Source organism: Sphingomonas sp., assembly GCF_048595155.1.
GTDB lineage: Bacteria > Pseudomonadota > Alphaproteobacteria > Sphingomonadales > Sphingomonadaceae > Sphingomonas_I.
In genome coordinates this window covers 17,019-33,722 of sequence record NZ_JBMDXN010000019.1, presented here as the reverse complement: position 1 = coordinate 33,722, position 16,704 = coordinate 17,019, and the positions used below count along the sequence as shown (strand labels likewise).

Genomic DNA, 16,704 nt, shown 5'->3' with positions numbered 1-16,704 from the left:
AGAACAGCTTTAGCGCCTCTTGCGCATTGGCAAAGTTCATGCTCGATCTCCTGCAAGCCTCCAGCTAGGAAGGAGCACGGCAGCAGGGTCCATAACATAGATTTAAACAGCGGCGATGTGCTGCCGCCTTTTTTTACATCTTCAGTTAATCAATGCCTGTTCGTAACGCCTCTTGCAGTCTTTTTGCCGCAGCACGGCTGCGGTACAAGAACAAAGTCCAAATCGGGGCGGTTCGTACGAGAAGATGATCCGCATCCCTCTTGGATGCACTGCGGAGCGGAGGTCTAACACATCAGCCGCAGGCGATTGCCATTCGCCATATGGGGAGTGGTGAGTGTTGCTAGCGCACGATCGGGCCCGCCGTTATGGGCGCGCAGGTCCACGCTTGGCACGGAAGCCGGCCGAGATCCTCTCGAGCGCGGCTGTTGACGTCGCTGCCGCCCGCCGGCTTGTTTCTTCAAGATATTGTTGCGTCAGATCGGAACTATCGCAGATGGCCAGGCTGACGAGGCGGCAGGGAAGAGCCTGGCTCTTCCGCTCGCATGTTTCGATAGCACTCTGCTCCGCGATCCCGCGTGAGCTACCCCAGTCCATATACATGTCCTGTTGTGCGTCCGTTGACGGCGCTCCGCACACCTCGGTAAAGCTGTCGATCAATTCGCACCGCTCCTCGCCCGTGCGCCGGCAGGCTGCCATGACCGCGCGTTGGGCACTGCGCGCGTCGCGTTGGTTGTAGGTCCAGACAACGCGGCCGGTGGCATTGATAGCGAAGGCGGCCCATGTGCCACCTGCACCGGTTGACTGGCTTCCATAAGCAGCCCCTGCGTCCCCATATCCTCCGTTATTATAGGGCGAGTTCGGCTGATCGGGCGGAACACCCATCGGATTGCCCCCGCAGGGCACGCCCGGAGCACATTGTGCAAAGGCAGCGGACGATCCAAAGAACAGCATCACCAGCAGCAGCACCCGCTTCATCGCGATCATTCCCCGTCTCTGTATGCGGCATCACGACGCCGCGCCCAGCGGAGTTAAGCTATGTTATCGCTGAAACTGGAAACCGGAATGACATGCAACTGTTCCGCAGCTCGCCACAAATTCGGCTGCCCTCTCCATTTCAGTACTATTGTCTACGGAATGTGCTCACCGCCACGATAATCGCGGCTGACCCCTAGCCCCCGTGCGTACCGACCCCGGTCGGACCGTCGATCACCTGACGCACCTTCGTGGCCAGTTCGCTGCGCTTGTATGGCTTTTGGATAAGCTCGAACTCGGCGCCGCGGGCGTCGACCCGTTCGATCGACGATTCTGCGTAGCCGGTCGTGAGCAGCACCGCCATCTTGGGCCGACGGCGCTTCACTTCTCGTGCCAGCATCACGCCGTTCATGCCACCCGGCATGATAAGGTCGCTGAACAGAAGGTCGATCTGCCCCGCACCGTCGAGGACCGCCAACGCCTCATTGGCATTTTCCGCGCGCAAGACCTTGTAACCAAACTCCGTGAGCACCGTTTCGGCATAATCGCCCACGTCGACCTGGTCCTCAACGACAAGGATCGTCTCATTGCCCCGCTTGTCTGCGAGGGACCGCGCCTTGCGGCCGCCAATCGCTTCGGCTTCCGCATTCTCGCACGGGAATAGCATTCGCGCGGTCGTGCCGTGACCTTCTTCTGAATATAGGCGCAGCGAGCCGCCAGATTGCTTCATGAACCCGTAGACCATGGATCGGCCGAGGCCCGTACCCTTGCCCTGATCCTTCGTCGTAAAGAATGGCTCCGTCACGCGCTTCAGCACTTCGGGGGACATACCGACACCTTCATCCGTGATCGTCACCGCCACATAATTCCCTGGCGCCAACTCACCGAACCCATGGTCGCCCGCTTCGATCAGTCGGTTCATGACTTCGATCACGATCGTGCCGCCATCAGGCATGGCGTCGCGCGCATTCAGCAGAATGTTGATGATCGCCAATTCCGCCTGAGTGGGATCGATGCGGACATTGCAGGTGGTCTCGCGATGAACGATCTCGACCTTGACCAAGCCACCGGCGGTACGTTCAATCAGCGGCTGCAACTCGTCGATCAGATCGACAAGGTTGACGACGCGCCCCTGCAGCTTTTGTCTACGCGAAAAGGCTAGAAGCTGCTGTGTAAGGGTCGCACCACGCTCCGCGGCTTGCATAACGGCATTGATCGAGCGCGCGGCTTTTTTCCGATCCAGTTCCCCATCGCTTTCGATCTGGCTACGCAGAACGTCACTGAAGCCCTGAATAACCGTCAACAGGTTGTTGAAATCGTGGGCAACACCGCCGGTCAGCTGACCCACCGCTTCCATCTTCTGTGCCTGGCGCAAACCTTCTTCGGCATCGCGACGACGCGTCACGTCCAGCTGCGACGCGAAGAAGTAGATGAGCTTGTTTGCTGCATCGAACACGGGAGAGATGAACAACGCGTTCCAGAATGCCGCGCCGTTCTTCTTGTAGTTCAGGATTTCGACCGAGGTTTCCTGCCGCTGCTCGATCGCGCGGCGGACCTCGGCAATTGAATCCGGATCCGTATCGGGGCCTTGGAGCAGGCGACAATTCTTTCCGACCAGCTCATCCCACCGGTAACCCGTCATGTTGATGAAGGCAGGATTGGCGAACACAATCGGGTTGTCAGGCTGATTGGGGTCCGTGACGATCATCGGCATCCGCGTCGTCTTCACGGCAGCGAAGAAGATGCTGTTGCTATCGTCCGTCATGTCGTGATTAGCGCCGCCGGCCAGATGCGGCGGCGGAGCGACGGGCGGTGTCTCTGGGGTAGGGTTAGCCATGAGGGTCCGGAACTAGAGGAGGGCATGCCCCGAAGCGCCGGCCACCGATCAGAAACTGCTTCATATCAGGCAGGTTCCCATCACTGAGTCGGCTTATCCCACCAGCGGCAAGCGCATCGCCGACCGGATACACGCTCCTCTCTTTTCTGCGTCGGACCTAAATCTAGGAGAGTGGCGCGCCCGGCAGGATTCGAACCTGCGACCACAAGCTTAGAAGGCATGTGCTCTATCCAACTGAGCTACGGGCGCCCGGAAAGGGCGTTAAAGTCAGATCGGCGGCGGTGGAAGCGCTTTGCGCGGTAAAATCGCAGCGGAAAGCTACCAATGCGGCGCATCTGCATGCGCGACACCATTTTCACAGCTGACGAACCGGGTTAGTCGCCGATCATGGACGTGAGCGGGGAAGGGCGGCCTGTTGCGGTCGATGCAGGAGCGCTAGGCGGGCGCTCCTTCCGATATTTCGATTTCATGATGGCGGCGTTCGTCACCATCCTGCTGCTTTCCAACATCATCGGCGCGGGCAAGCGTGCGGTCATCGATCTGCCACTGCTCGGGCCTTGGCCGTTCGGTGCAGGCATTCTTTTCTTTCCCGTCTCCTACGTGATCGGTGACGTTCTCACCGAAGTCTATGGCTATGGTCGTGCGCGGCGGTGCGTATGGGCCGGCTTTGCCGCCTTGCTGTTCATGGTGTTCATGAGCGTGGTCGTGGTCGCACTGCCGCCCGACGCGGGTTGGACCGGTCAGGCGGCATATGAAGCCGTGTTCGGTCAGGCATGGCGGATCGCGCTGGCCTCGCTGTGCGCGTTCTGGGCGGGCGAATTCGCCAACAGCTTCGTTCTCGCCAAGATGAAGATCCTGACGCGCGGCCGGTGGCTATGGACGCGCACGATCGGATCGACGATCGTGGGGGAGGGCGTGGACAGCCTCATCTTCTATCCGCTCGCTTTCCTTGGCGCCGCTGGCTGGACCGCCCACCAGGTGCTGATCGTCCTGCTCACGCAATGGGCGCTGAAGGTAACGTGGGAAGTCGTGCTGACGCCGGTCACCTACATCGTCGTCGGCTTCCTGAAGCGGCGCGAAGGGATCGACGTCTTTGACGAGGGCACCAACTTCTCGCCCTTCCGGGCGCAAGTCTGACGGGCGCGCCAATGCAACGCTCGCCCACTCGGCAGATTAGGCGACTGCTTCCAGCAGGCCTTCAAACAGGCGCCGGCCGTCGCTACCGCCATGCTCCGGACCGATCATCCGTTCGGGATGCGGCATCATACCGATGACGTTACCCGCGTCGTTGACGATCCCGGCAATGCCGCGCACCGATCCGTTGACCGGCTCGGCGTAGCGAAAAGCCACGCGACCCTCACCCTCCAGACGGTCGAGCGTCTCGGCGTCGGCGAAATAATTCCCGTCATGATGCGCGACGGGTATCGTGATCTGCTCGCCCGCATCGTAGCGGTTGGTGAAAATCGATTGATTGTTCTCGACCGTCAGCGCGACCGGACGACACACGAAGGAGAGGCCCGCGTTGCGCATCAACGCACCCGGCAGCAACCCCGCCTCAGTCAGGATCTGAAAGCCATTGCATACACCCAGGACCGGTGCCCCGCGTTCCGCGGCGCGCACGACAGCATTCATCACCGGCGAACGTGCCGCCATCGCACCTGAGCGCAGATAGTCGCCATAGGAGAAGCCGCCCGGCACCGCGATCAGATCGGTTCCTTCGGGCAATTCGGTCTCACGATGCCACACCATCGTCGGCGCGCGGCCGGTAACTTCCTGGATCGCCACCGCCAGATCCCGGTCGCAATTCGATCCGGGGAATACGATCACTGCCGATTTCATCGCCTCAGCCTCGTTCGATCCGGTAATTTTCGATCACGGTATTGGCGAGCAGTTTGCGGCACATCGCGTCGAGATCGGCGTCCGTGACACCTTCGCCGTGTTCCAGCTCGATGAACTTGCCCTGGCGGACATCATCCACGCCGGTGAAGCCAAGCCCCTCCAGCGCATGGTGGATGGCCTTGCCCTGCGGGTCGAGAACGCCGTTCTTCAGCGTCACATAGATGCGCGTCTTCATGGTTCAGTGCCCCTCCACCACACCGCGCGCGGGGTCAAGACGCTGCCGACAAATATACGCAGCGAAGATCCCATTTAAACAATTGTGCAATGTTCAGAAAAATTATACGCGGCTACTGATCAGCCCGGGTGGAGGGCACCCGCAATCTGCGGATGCCGCAACAGGAATCGAAAGGCACACAATGAACACGCATGCTTTGGCAGGTCTCGCACTGATTGGGTTGGCGGTTGCGGCGCAGGCGGCAACGCCGTCAAAGCAGGCAGGGGGAAATCTGTCGGCCTATGTTGGCAAATACCCGTATGATGTTGTCGGCGGATACCGCTTTTTCGACAACCCGAAGGTCAAGGCAGCGGTGGCCAAAGCCATGGGCAAGGCTCGGGTAAACACGGTGATTGCATATGATGACGGCTCTGTGGAGGTTCCGATCGTCCGTGTCCGCGACGGTCGGCTCCTCGCCTGGGGCGGCGCCAAGCGCTCCGAAGACGTGCATAATTGGGCGGTGGTGATCTCCCCCGACGGATCGAAGCCGGAGGTGTGCGTCTATGAAGGGATCGGTATCGACGATGATACGCCGTCGTCCCAATGGTTCGAACCGGGTCAGGGCAGCATTATGAAATTGGGCAAGTGCCCCTCAGCCGCGGAAGACTATCCTCCCCACGAGATCGCGGCCGGGTAAGCAGCGGCGGCTGATCAGCCAGGCGGTTTGCCGTCGAAGATCCGGTCACTGTCCCTCGACCACAGCCCGGGCCTGGTCGAGCCGTTGCGCATATTTCTCCAGCACCGCTGCAATCCGCGTTGCATAAAGATTGGCATCCGCAAAGCGGCGATCTTCTATCGCTTCCCGCACGCCCGGCAGCGTCTTGGCGCCGTAACCGGTAAGCCGCCCCGGGGCGTAGATCATATGCTTGTACCAGGGACGGCCAGGCAGCCCGCGGTCGTCCAGCAACAGCTGGTCAACATCGCGTAGCATCCCATTGAGCCGGGCGCGTTGAGACGCGGACAGCTGCGCCCCTCTGCTGGCATAGGCGCTGTCATAGGCCGATGCAGACCGCTTGAGCACATCCACTGCGTTGGCCAGTGCCGCAAGTTCGATATGGGGGGTAGCAACCTCGGGTGCTGGAGGAGCTACCGGCTTGAGTGGGTCCGCCGCGAGGCGGAAAGCCTGATCGGACGTCAAAGCGTCCCGTTGGCGATCCTGTTCGCGCCGTTGATCTGCCAGTTTTTCGACTTCGGTCAGATAGACGGCGACGCTGTCGGCAAAGTCGCCAAAGCGCATCGATGGGGTATCAGCATCGGCGATCCGCAGCACCACCCGGCCAGCTATTTTCGACAAGGCTGCGCCATATTTCAGGCCTGGATCATCGAATGTCGTGAAGTGATGGAAGCTGTCATACAGCGAGTGATACACGCCGCCGCTGTGATCCTCCCCGCCAAATCCAAGGTCCAGCGCGGGCAGCCCGAGATGCTGGAGATAGGCGGAATAGTCCGAGCCGGAGCCGAGCGCTGAGATGGGCAGATCGCCGCCGCTTTGCGCCGCAGCCAATGCGCGGGCATCCGTTTTCTCCCCGGCATAAGCACCGACGCGCACCGCCGCACGCGCGCGTTGGGCCACGCTCACGCCCGTCTCCGGATCGGTAACGTCCGCTGCGACCTGGTTGACGAGATGCTGGAAATCCGGACTGCCGCCCGCACCCAGAAAGCCGCGGCCATTCCCGTCGGAGTTAATGTAGATGACCGCCTTGCGTTTCAGCTCGTCGGCATGCTGCTCGGCCCATTCGGTCGATCCCAGCAGCGCCGGCTCTTCGCCGTCCCAGCTGGCGTAGATGATCGTGCGGGCGGGGCGCCAGCCTTGCTTCAACAGCCCGCCCATCGCCTTCATTTCGGACATCATGGCAACGTTGCCGGACAGCGGATCTGCCGCACCCAGCACCCAGGCATCATGATGATTGCCACGGATCACCCATTGATCGGGCAGGGTAGCGCCCTTGATCATGGCGATCACATCATAGACTAGCTTCAGGGACCAATCCGATTTGACCGCCAGATGCACCTTGGTGCCGCCATCGCCGCCCATATGGTAAGTAAAGGGGAGGCCGCCCTGCCAGCCATCGGGCACATTCGGGCCGCCAAGCCGGGCCAGCAGCTTGGATGCATCGGCATAGGACATCGGCAAGGCTGGGATCTTGAGGATCGTCGCTGCCGCCTCGCGGGTGAGGCGTTTGGCGGACGTAGTGGCGCCGATGCCGGGCGTCAGCGGATCGCCCGGGGCAATCGGCATGTCCATGACCGACCCGCGCTGAACCGCGAAAGGCGGCCGCATTCCGCCCTTGGGATAGACATCATCCCGGCCGTAACCGTCCTGCGCAGGATCCGAATAGATGATGCAACCGGCGGCGCCATGCCATTGCGCCAGCAGCGGTTTCAGCCCACGCCAGCCCACGCCGTAACGGGCAATAACGATCTTGCCCTTCACGTCGATGCCGCGCCGCGCCAGCGCCTTGTAATCGTCGGGCATGCCGTAATTGACATAGACCAGATCCGCCGTGACATCCCCATCGCCTTGGTAGGCGACGTAAGGCGGCAATGCGCCCGGCACCGCGGATGTGTCGTCGCCCGCAACCGGCGGTTCCTGGCCGCCGAGCACGACATGGTCGGGCGTAATCAACTCAACAACTGTCGAAACAGGCGTGGGGTAGAGCACCTGGAAGGTCTCGATATGGGCGTCCCACCCCCACGATCGGAACAGGCCGAGCATGTAATCGGCATTTGCCTTGTTGTGCGGGGCGCCGACATGGTTCGGCGCCGCTGACATCGTCCTGAGCCATTCGAGCTGATCGGCTGAATTGACGCCCGCATCGAATGCCGCTTCCACGGCCGTCTGATCCACCGGCTTCGCTTCAGTCTCGAGCGTAATCGCCATAGCAGCGACACCCGCCAGCATCTTGCTCCAATGCCCCATTCCGTTTCCCCCTTGTGCGCAAATCGATGAGTGCGGCAGTGCGGGGAGCCTTGCAATGGCTAAGCATGCATTACGGATGCTCGAGAGGGGTGACGCTGGCACTTCAGGCCGCTACACGCCCACGGATCATCGCCGAAGGAAGCCCAGATCCGTATGCCGACCTTAGTGCTTATCCGTCACGGCCAGTCCTCCTGGAACCTGGAAAACCGCTTTACGGGATGGTGGGATGTCAATCTCACCGAGCTTGGGATCGAAGAGGCGCGCGCCGCTGGTGCGCTGATGGCGGAGAAGGGGCTCGACTTCGATCTGTGCTTTACGAGCTTGCAGACACGCGCGATCAAGACCCTCAATATCGCGTTGGAGACGATGGGCCGGCTCTGGTTGCCGATCGAAAAGGACTGGCGGCTGAACGAGCGCCATTATGGCGGCCTTACCGGTCTGAACAAGGCGGAGACGGCCGCGCTTCATGGCGACGATCAGGTCAAGATCTGGCGGCGTTCCTTCGACATTCCCCCGCCGGTGCAAGACAAGGGCAGCGAATATGATCTGTCCGCGGACCGGCGCTATGCCGGGATCGACATCCCCAATACCGAAAGCCTGAAGGACACGATCGCGCGTGTCCTCCCTTATTGGGAAAGCCGCATTGCGCCCGAGCTCAAGGCCGGAAAGCGGATCGTGATCTCGGCGCACGGCAACTCGCTGCGCGCGTTGGTCAAGCATCTCTCGCATATCTCCGATGACGATATTGCAAGCCTTGAGATCCCGACCGGCCAGCCGATCGTATACGAGCTGGACGATGCGCTCACCGCGCTCGATCGCTATTATCTGAGCGAGCGCTGAGCGTGAGCGCCCCGCTTGTCGGCATCATCATGGGCAGCCGGTCGGACTGGGCGACGATGCGCCATGCTGCCGAAATGTTGGATCAGCTTGGCGTGGCACATGAAACCAAGGTCGTTTCGGCCCATCGCACGCCCCAACGCCTGTACGATTATGCGCAGAGTGCTGCCGGTCGCGGCCTGAAGATCCTGATCGCGGGGGCAGGAGGCGCGGCGCATCTGCCAGGCATGGCGGCATCCATGACGTCCTTGCCCGTTCTGGGCGTACCGGTGCGATCCGAGGCTCTGTCAGGCCTGGATAGCCTGCTGTCGATTGTGCAAATGCCGGGTGGCGTGCCGGTGGGCACGTTGGCGATCGGCAAGGCAGGGGCGTTGAACGCTGGCCTTCTGGCCGCACAGATCCTCGCCCTGTCCGATCCGGCGTTGACCGAGCGGGTCGACGCCTGGCGGGCGAACCAGACCAATGCGGTGGATGAACGGCCCGAATGAGTATCCCGCCCGGATCGACCATTGGCATCCTCGGTGGGGGCCAGCTGGGGAGAATGCTGGCCATTGCCGCCGCCAACCTGGGCTATCGCACCCACATTTACGCGCCGGGCATCAGCGGGCCAGCGAGCGAGGTTTCCTCCCGCTGGACGCATGGCGCCTATGACGATGTGGCCGCTGTCGCTGCCTTTGCGACGCAGGTCGATGTCGTCACCTACGAATTCGAGAATGTCGACGTCGCATCCCTCCAGGGCCTGTGCGGCGTGCGGCCATGCGTGAAAGCGCTGGAAGTCGCGCAGGACCGCATTGCGGAGAAGCGCTTCGTCGAGTCTGTCGGCGGCCGTCCCGCGTCCTTCTGGGAGGTGGACGATCTCGCTGGGCTGAAAGCGGCGATAAAAGACCTCTCAGCGCCCGCGATTATCAAGACGCGACGGTTCGGCTATGACGGCAAGGGCCAAGCGCGCATTCCCGATCTGACACGGGCCGAGGCGGCATGGTCGCTTATCGGTAAGCAGCCCGCGGTGCTGGAGAAGATGATCGCCTTCGACGCCGAATTTTCGATACTGCTTGCCAGGGGCCAGGATGGCCATGTCGTCCATTGGCCAGCGGTGACCAACCAGCACAAAGATGGCATTCTCGACATTTCTTCCGTTCCGCCATCGGGAATCGTGGCGGAACAGGCGAGCGAAGCCGCCATGTTGGCCGAACGCATTGCCGCCGCGCTGGACTATGTCGGCGTGCTTGCCTGCGAATTCTTTGCCAGTGCCGACGGGCCGATCTTCAATGAAATGGCCCCGCGTGTGCACAATTCAGGGCATTGGACGATCGAGGGTTCGGTGACCTCGCAATTCGAAAATCATATTCGCGCCATTTGCGGCTTGCCGCTCGGCTCCACCGCGCTCGTGGGGGCAGGTGCCGAAATGCGCAATCTTATCGGTAACGCCATCGATCAGTGGCCGCAAATCCTCGCAGACCCGGCTGCGCATCTCCATCTCTATGGCAAATCGGGTACGAAACCGGGCCGCAAGATGGGACACGTCACCAAGGTAGGCTGACGCCGCCCCGACCTAGAGGCGGCGTTCGCACTTATGCGATCCGCGTGCCCGTAATCGGAAAGCTGCCAAAAATGCCGGCCTTGACCTTGCCTTCCAATGTGTCGCCCGAAACCGTTGCCTTGCAGGTCAGCGTGACAGGCATCGGCTTCGACACGTGCATCGTCCACGCCAGCGTATCGCCATCCACCGAACCGTCGCCGATTTCCTTTCGCCCGATCTCGCCTTCGGCCGACCCTGAAAAGCTGTCGCCTGCGCTGACCACCGTCAGTACGAATTCCTGTGCGCCCATCGGGCTTTCCACGGTGCAGTTCCACTTGCCGTCGACGTCGGCCATGCCAATCTCCTGATACGCAATCCAATACGCGCGGCGCGCTATGCGGGTGGCAGGAAAAAGATCAAGGGGCGGCTTGTGTTGCTGAAATACAACACCATATCGCGGCGGAAAGGGAGGCTGAATTGAACCTCGAAAAATTTACCGAGCGCGCCAAGGGTTTCCTGCAAGCCGCGCAAACCGTTTCAATCCGCATGAGCCATCAGCGGATTGCGCCCGAACATCTGTTGAAGGCATTGCTTGAAGACGAGCAGGGCATGGCGTCCGGCCTGATCCGTGCCGCCGGCGGGGACGCCGCCGTCGCCTTGCGAGCGACCGATGCCGCGCTTGCCAAGATACCGGCTGTGTCCGGAGGCGGCGCACAGCAGACGCCCGGCCTCGACAACGATCTTGTCCGCATTCTCGATCAGGCCGAGCAGATCGCCCAGAAGGCTGGTGATTCCTACGTCACCGTCGAACGGATGCTGCTCGCGCTGGTGCTCGCCAAGAGCTCCGCCGCCGGCAAGGCGCTGGCCGATGCCGGCGTGAAGGCAGAGGCACTGAACAGCGCCATCAATGAGCTGCGCGGCGGTCGCACGGCCGATACCGCTTCGGCGGAGGACCGGTACGACGCACTCAAGAAGTTCGCTCGCGATCTCACGGCTGCAGCGCGCGACGGTAAACTCGATCCCGTGATCGGCCGCGATGAGGAAATCCGCAGGACCATCCAGATCCTCGCGCGCCGGACCAAGAACAATCCCGTCCTGATCGGTGAACCTGGCACCGGCAAGACCGCGATCGCCGAAGGGCTCGCGCTGCGTATCGCCAATGGCGACGTGCCGGATGGATTGAAGGACCGCAAGCTGATGGCGCTCGATATGGGCAGCCTGATTGCGGGCGCGAAATATCGCGGCGAGTTTGAAGAGCGGCTGAAGGGCGTGCTGGATGAGGTGAAGGGTGCCGAAGGGCAGATCATCCTCTTCATTGACGAGATGCACACACTGGTCGGCGCCGGTAAGTCCGAAGGCGCGATGGATGCGGGGAATCTGCTCAAGCCTGCGCTGGCGCGGGGTGAGCTTCACTGCATCGGCGCAACTACGCTCGACGAATATCGCAAATATGTGGAGAAGGACCCCGCGTTGCAGCGGCGGTTCCAGCCGGTGTTCGTGGGCGAACCGACGGTCGAGGACACGATCTCGATCCTGCGCGGCCTCAAGGAAAAATACGAGCTGCACCACGGCGTGCGCATTGCCGACGGGGCGCTGGTGGCTGCGGCGACCTTGTCGAACCGCTATATCACCGATCGCTTCCTGCCGGACAAGGCGATCGACCTTATGGACGAAGCCGCCTCGCGTCTGCGCATGGAGGTCGAGAGCAAGCCGGAGGAAATCGAAGGTCTCGACCGTCGCATCATCCGCCTGAAGATCGAGCGCGAGGCGCTGTCGCGCGAGACCGACCAGGCCTCCAAGGACCGCCTCGACACGCTTGAGCGCGATCTTGCCGAGCTTGAACAGCAATCGTCCGAGCTGACGACGCGCTGGCAGAGCGAAAAGGAGAAGATGAACGCCGAGACCAAGATCAAGGAGCAGCTCGATCAGGCGCGCACGGCGCTGGACCAAGCGCAACGCTCCGGTGATTTGGCCAAGGCAGGAGAGCTCTCCTATGGGACGATCCCGGCACTCGAGCAGCAGCTCGCCGCGGCCCAAGGCGCGGCCAAAGGCGCGATGGTTCGGGAAGAGGTGACGGCCGAGGACATCGCCAGCGTGGTCGCGCGCTGGACCGGCATCCCGGTCGAGCGCATGCTGCAAGGCGAGCGCGAAAAGTTGCTTCGGATGGAAGAGGTAATCGGTGCGCGCGTAATCGGCCAGGCCGACGCGGTCGCGGCCGTTTCACGCGCCGTTCGTCGCGCCCGCGCCGGCCTTCAGGATCCCAATCGGCCGCTCGGTTCCTTTCTGTTCTTGGGGCCGACGGGCGTTGGCAAGACCGAGCTCACGAAGGCACTCGCAGGCTACCTGTTCGACGACGATAGCGCGATGGTGCGCATCGACATGAGCGAGTTCATGGAGAAGCACAGCGTCGCTCGGCTGATCGGTGCTCCTCCGGGCTATGTCGGCTATGAGGAAGGCGGCGTGCTGACCGAGGCGGTCCGTAGGCGTCCTTATCAGGTGGTGCTGTTCGACGAGGTCGAGAAAGCGCACGGCGACGTGTTCAACGTCCTGCTGCAGGTGCTGGACGATGGCCGGCTGACGGATGGGCAGGGGCGCACGGTCGATTTCACCAATACGCTGATCATCCTGACATCGAACCTGGGTTCGCAATTCCTCGCCAACCTGCCCGAGGATGCATCCACCGACGTTGTCGAGCCGCAGGTCATGGAGGTGGTCCGCGCGCATTTCCGGCCTGAATTCCTGAACCGGCTGGACGAGATCATCCTGTTCCATCGCCTGGGTCAGGCGCATATGGGGCCGATCGTCGACATCCAGGTCGGGCGCGTTCAGAAGCTCCTGACGGATCGCAAAATCACGCTGGAGCTGACTGAGGGTGCACGCGAATGGCTGGGCCGGGTGGGGTATGATCCTGTCTACGGAGCGCGGCCATTGAAGAGGGCGGTTCAGAAATATCTGCAGGATCCGCTGGCGGAAGAAATCCTGCGCGGCGAGGTACCGGATGGGTCGACCGTGCTGGTCGAGGATGCCGACGGCAAGCTGGTGTTGAGGCCGAGTTAATGCCAGCGCCTGATTAGAAACCCAAACGAAAGGGGCGGCTCTCGCGAACCGCTCCCTTCTTTGTTGATAACCTTATGATCAGAACTTGAAGCTTGCGCCTGCCCGGAATGTACGGCCGATAACGCCCGCATAATGCCAGGTCGGAAGGTAGTTGACACCGGAGTAGGAGGTCGGAGCCAAAGGCGCCTTCTCATTGGTGAAGTTACCGACATCGACGTAGAACGAAAATTTGTCGCTGACATCATATTGTGCATGCAGATCTGCATAAATGAATTTCTTGATGTAGCATTGCGTTGCACCGTCCGGATACGGGTAAAGATCACCCGCAACCGCCGAGCATGACATATCGGCTCCACCCGGTTCTTCGTCTGCTGCAACCTGCTTGATGTGCGAAACATAATAAGTGGTGGCAGTCAGGCTGAACTTATCGACCTGCAGTGTATTCTGCCAGTTGCCGCGCCACTTCGGCGTGCCCGCACCCGACGAAAGCTCATACGGCCCAAGCGTACCGACATATTTGCGAACGAAGCCATCGCCGAAATCGACGTTGAACTTGAGGACATCGGTAACATCGAGGCGGCTGGTGAAGCGGACATTGTCCGACAGCTTCACGTTCGCCGTTGCCGAGAAGTCGATGCCCTGCGTCTTGAAGTATCCCGAATTTACATAGGGACCGTTGATGACAAGAACGCGGGGCAATGCATTTGGGAAGAGCGGATCGATAGCATCCACGGCACCGATCGTATATCCTTCAGGAAGAGGAAGACCAGCAAAGTAATTCGCTCGGGCAGTGCCCGCATCCGGGCCGGCCACGATGACCTTGTTCTTCTTCACGTTATAATAGTCGACCGTCAGGCTGAGCCAGGGCACGGGTTGGGCAACGACGCCGGCTGTGAAGCTGCGCGAGGTTTCCGGCTTCAGATTGGGGTTGCCCGAGAAACCGCCGCCGATGCTGTACGACTGCGCATAGGAATTGCCGTTCGCGCTGCAGGAGTCGAGCGTCCCGGTACCGCCGTGCGCTAGCACGAAGCTGCAGGGCGGTTGGAACGTCACGAAACCCGGATAGCTGGACCGTGGATTGCTCTCGGCGAAGGTCGGGGCGCGGAATCCCTTGGAGAACGTACCGCGGAGCGCGACTTCCTTGATCGGCGTCCACTTGGCGGCGAATTTCGGCGAGAAGTGGCTGAAACCTTCGGAATAATGGTCGTAGCGGCCGGACACGTCGACTTCGAGCGACTGGAGAATGGGAACACCAAGCTCGAAATAGGCGGCAGACACGGTGTGCTTGCCGAAGGCAGCAGCGGTGTTGGCGTAATTCTCCAGATCCGGGTTGAGGCTGTTATTTTCCTCGACCTCGCGGCGAACCTGACCGCCGACCACCAACTGCATCGTTCCACCGGGAAGCTCCAGCAGATCCTTGGAGATGGAGGCATCCAGCGAAACCATCGACGTATGCGACAGCGCAGTGATGTCGGGCGAGATAAGATTACGCACGGCATCGGTATTGCTGGACGGATTGATGAAATTATAGGCGCCCGTATTGATGGCCTGCTTCAGGCCAGCAATGTTGAGCACGCCGAACGCGGTATAGTTCAGATTGTCCTTGGCGCCGACAGCGTCGACCCGCCACGACCAACCGTCGCCGAAGGAGCCGTGAAGGCCCGCAGCACCACGGATAAGTTCGTTGTTACGATGCGAGCCCGCCGCGATATCGCCAAAACGATAGTAGATGCGCGCAGCGCCATTGGCGGGATCCGCGGCAAAGGCGGCAGCGTAAGGGTTGTTGGGGTTCAGCTGACGGTCGGAGGCCGTCGCGCAATTCACGCCTGATGCGCAGATGTAAACCGGCAGGACGACGCCCGGATTATTGGACGCAGTGGCCGGCGAGCCGCCATAAGGCTGCCGCTGACGAATGCTGGCCGGCAGAGCCCTGATCCGCACCTCGTTGTGCGAATAGCTACCGGTGATATAGCCTTCGACATTGTCCGACAGACGAATGCTCAAGCGCCCAGTGACGGAATAGCGCTCCTGCAACGGCTGGATCTGGCTATATTCCGCGGTCGTGTCATGCCGGCATCCCGTGCCGCGCGCCGCGCCGGTGGCAACCGTGAAGGTGCCGTTGGCGCAGTTGAGATTTAGCGCAGTATAGTTGCTGTAATTGGCCACCTGGCCGGCCGAATTGATGTACGTCCCACTCGGCGCAAGCGTGGTGCCGCCCGTGAACGGATTGTTCAGATCCGTCTGGTTGGTGCGCACAACGACTGGCGTGACGGTGCCGTTATTGCTTGTCCCCGTCATGGAGCTGTCGTCGGCGTTTTGATCCGCAAGACCAATCGAGCTTAAGTCATTCGTGTTGAACGGAAAGCCGCGGTCCTTGCCCGAGATCCGGCCGTCATGCTGATATTCGCCATTTAGGTAAAAATTCCAGCCGGTGGCTTCGTAATCGCCATAGCCAACGCTCAGGTTGGCCCGCTGCCGCGCGGCATCACCCTTTTGGCTGATCCCGCCTTCGATCGTGCCAGCAACGCCCTGGAAGTTCTTCTTCATGATGATGTTGACCACGCCCCCGATAGCGTCGGCGCCATAGGTAGACGATGCACCATCCTTAAGAACTTCAACGCGCTCGATCGCGCTGAACGGGATCGAATTGAGGTCCGTGTAGGCGTTATGACCGTCATCGTTGAGCGGGAAATTCGTGGAGCGGAGACCATCGATCAGGACCAGCGTCGACGACACGCCGAGTCCGCGCAGCGACACCGCAGCGCCACCCGCCGAAAACCCTGACTGGAAGCCCGTGGAAATGGAGCCTGCACCATCGGCGGATACGGAACGTATCGCATCATTCACGTTGGTGATGCCGCCTTTTACAAGATTGTCGGCAGTCAGAACCGTGACGGGCGACGGCGTTTCGGTCGACGTGCGGCGGAGCAGCGATCCGGTGACGACGATCTCATCCCCCTGCGTACCGGTTTGCTGCGTTCCGGTGGCTGCATCCACCGCTGCAGGGCTATTCGGCCCCGTCGCTTCGGACGCCACGGGCGGAGTGGGCGAGGTGGTGGCCGGCGGAGTCTGTGCCATTGCCGGCATCGCCAGGGAAACGATGGCAACCGCGGCAAGGCTGGGAAGGGCCGAGCCGCTAAGCAGGCGTCGGAGCGAACTGTTCAACATCATGCGATTGAGCCCCCAATGGTCCGGCCGGGCTTTGCCTCGGCCAAACAGGTTGCTTTCCGGCAGCCCTGATTCTCGGCCGCCGCAAAGTATGCACGAGGCATGATTGCTCGTTCACCTACTGTAAACATGTCTCGGAAATTGCCTGGCCATCCGTGCTTACGTGTCGCATTTACGCAACAGAAACATATCGTTGAGCCAGAACGAGGGCTTCCGCGCAATTTTATTACGCAATGCGGACAGGAGAGCGAGAGGCCTCCGTCTGTCGGCCAATCGCCTGG

General features: G+C 61.2%; 13 protein-coding genes and 1 tRNA gene. 6 read left to right on the top strand and 8 right to left on the bottom strand.

All coding sequences use genetic code 11. The features are described from left to right. Positions 1-363: 363 nt before the first annotated feature. From ACOJSI_RS04005 to ACOJSI_RS03995, 3 genes are all read right to left on the bottom strand, one after another. Entirely contained in the window at positions 364-984 is a 621-nt protein-coding gene (locus ACOJSI_RS04005) for a DUF4189 domain-containing protein (RefSeq protein ID WP_420136970.1), read from the bottom strand. Between the two features lie 184 nt (positions 985-1,168). After that, positions 1,169-2,809, bottom strand: a complete 1,641-nt coding sequence (locus tag ACOJSI_RS04000; RefSeq protein ID WP_420136969.1) for a histidine kinase famiy protein — start codon at positions 2,807-2,809, stop codon at positions 1,169-1,171. A gap of 172 nt (positions 2,810-2,981) precedes the next feature. Beyond that, a tRNA-Arg gene (locus ACOJSI_RS03995) sits at positions 2,982-3,058 on the bottom strand. A gap of 138 nt (positions 3,059-3,196) precedes the next feature. Here ACOJSI_RS03995 and ACOJSI_RS03990 point away from each other — a divergent pair. After that, a complete protein-coding gene (locus ACOJSI_RS03990; RefSeq protein WP_420136968.1) occupies positions 3,197-3,946 on the top strand; it encodes a queuosine precursor transporter in 750 nt (249 codons plus the stop codon). A 36-nt stretch (positions 3,947-3,982) separates the two neighbouring features. Here ACOJSI_RS03990 and purQ read toward each other — a convergent pair whose 3' ends face one another. Then, positions 3,983-4,648, bottom strand: a complete 666-nt coding sequence (gene purQ, locus ACOJSI_RS03985; protein ID WP_420136967.1) for a phosphoribosylformylglycinamidine synthase subunit PurQ — start codon at positions 4,646-4,648, stop codon at positions 3,983-3,985. Positions 4,649-4,652: 4 nt separating this feature from the next. After that, on the bottom strand, positions 4,653-4,883 hold the full coding sequence (gene purS, locus ACOJSI_RS03980; RefSeq protein ID WP_420136966.1) for a phosphoribosylformylglycinamidine synthase subunit PurS: 231 nt from the start codon (positions 4,881-4,883) through the stop codon (positions 4,653-4,655). A gap of 220 nt (positions 4,884-5,103) precedes the next feature. Between purS and ACOJSI_RS03975 the strand changes: the two genes are divergently transcribed. Next, the gene (locus tag ACOJSI_RS03975) at positions 5,104-5,559 is read left to right on the top strand and encodes a hypothetical protein (RefSeq protein ID WP_420136965.1); all 456 of its coding nucleotides are present in this window, start codon (positions 5,104-5,106) and stop codon (positions 5,557-5,559) included. A gap of 45 nt (positions 5,560-5,604) precedes the next feature. On the opposite strand, the gene ACOJSI_RS03970 is transcribed toward ACOJSI_RS03975, so the two are convergent. After that, entirely contained in the window at positions 5,605-7,842 is a 2,238-nt protein-coding gene (locus ACOJSI_RS03970; RefSeq protein ID WP_420136964.1) for a transferrin receptor-like dimerization domain-containing protein, read from the bottom strand. 153 nt (positions 7,843-7,995) lie between these two features. On the opposite strand from ACOJSI_RS03970, the gene gpmA reads away from it, so the two are divergent. Genes gpmA through ACOJSI_RS03955 form a run of 3 tightly spaced genes read left to right on the top strand, consistent with a single transcriptional unit; the run spans position 7,996 to position 10,219 of the window. After that, positions 7,996-8,682 carry a 2,3-diphosphoglycerate-dependent phosphoglycerate mutase gene (gene gpmA, locus ACOJSI_RS03965; RefSeq protein WP_420136963.1) on the top strand — a complete coding sequence of 229 codons (687 nt, stop codon included), beginning with the start codon at positions 7,996-7,998 and terminating at the stop codon, positions 8,680-8,682. 29 nt (positions 8,683-8,711) lie between these two features. After that, positions 8,712-9,167: a 5-(carboxyamino)imidazole ribonucleotide mutase gene (purE, locus tag ACOJSI_RS03960; RefSeq protein WP_420136972.1), complete on the top strand. Its 456-nt coding sequence runs from the start codon at positions 8,712-8,714 to the stop codon at positions 9,165-9,167. After that, positions 9,164-10,219: a 5-(carboxyamino)imidazole ribonucleotide synthase gene (locus tag ACOJSI_RS03955; RefSeq protein WP_420136962.1), complete on the top strand. Its 1,056-nt coding sequence runs from the start codon at positions 9,164-9,166 to the stop codon at positions 10,217-10,219. The genes purE and ACOJSI_RS03955 overlap by 4 nt, the downstream gene beginning before the upstream one ends. 31 nt (positions 10,220-10,250) lie before the next feature. On the opposite strand, the gene ACOJSI_RS03950 is transcribed toward ACOJSI_RS03955, so the two are convergent. Then, the gene (locus ACOJSI_RS03950) at positions 10,251-10,553 is read right to left on the bottom strand and encodes a hypothetical protein (RefSeq protein WP_420136961.1); all 303 of its coding nucleotides are present in this window, start codon (positions 10,551-10,553) and stop codon (positions 10,251-10,253) included. 122 nt (positions 10,554-10,675) lie between these two features. On the opposite strand from ACOJSI_RS03950, the gene clpB reads away from it, so the two are divergent. After that, positions 10,676-13,255: an ATP-dependent chaperone ClpB gene (gene clpB, locus ACOJSI_RS03945; protein ID WP_420136960.1), complete on the top strand. Its 2,580-nt coding sequence runs from the start codon at positions 10,676-10,678 to the stop codon at positions 13,253-13,255. A gap of 78 nt (positions 13,256-13,333) precedes the next feature. Here the strand turns inward: clpB and ACOJSI_RS03940 are convergent, their stop codons facing one another. Further along, the gene (locus tag ACOJSI_RS03940) at positions 13,334-16,426 is read right to left on the bottom strand and encodes a TonB-dependent receptor plug domain-containing protein (protein ID WP_420136959.1); all 3,093 of its coding nucleotides are present in this window, start codon (positions 16,424-16,426) and stop codon (positions 13,334-13,336) included. Positions 16,427-16,704 lie beyond the last annotated feature (278 nt).

Coding starts and splice junctions, on each gene's coding strand:
- purE (WP_420136972.1), top strand. CDS start 8,712: ATGGGCAGCCGGTCGGACTGGGCGACGATGCGCCATGCTGCCGAAATG.
- ACOJSI_RS03940 (WP_420136959.1), bottom strand. CDS start 16,426: ATGATGTTGAACAGTTCGCTCCGACGCCTGCTTAGCGGCTCGGCCCTT.
- purQ (WP_420136967.1), bottom strand. CDS start 4,648: ATGAAATCGGCAGTGATCGTATTCCCCGGATCGAATTGCGACCGGGAT.
- ACOJSI_RS03950 (WP_420136961.1), bottom strand. CDS start 10,553: ATGGCCGACGTCGACGGCAAGTGGAACTGCACCGTGGAAAGCCCGATG.
- ACOJSI_RS04005 (WP_420136970.1), bottom strand. CDS start 984: ATGATCGCGATGAAGCGGGTGCTGCTGCTGGTGATGCTGTTCTTTGGA.
- ACOJSI_RS03990 (WP_420136968.1), top strand. CDS start 3,197: ATGGACGTGAGCGGGGAAGGGCGGCCTGTTGCGGTCGATGCAGGAGCG.
- ACOJSI_RS04000 (WP_420136969.1), bottom strand. CDS start 2,809: ATGGCTAACCCTACCCCAGAGACACCGCCCGTCGCTCCGCCGCCGCAT.
- purS (WP_420136966.1), bottom strand. CDS start 4,883: ATGAAGACGCGCATCTATGTGACGCTGAAGAACGGCGTTCTCGACCCG.
- ACOJSI_RS03955 (WP_420136962.1), top strand. CDS start 9,164: ATGAGTATCCCGCCCGGATCGACCATTGGCATCCTCGGTGGGGGCCAG.
- ACOJSI_RS03970 (WP_420136964.1), bottom strand. CDS start 7,842: ATGGGGCATTGGAGCAAGATGCTGGCGGGTGTCGCTGCTATGGCGATT.
- gpmA (WP_420136963.1), top strand. CDS start 7,996: ATGCCGACCTTAGTGCTTATCCGTCACGGCCAGTCCTCCTGGAACCTG.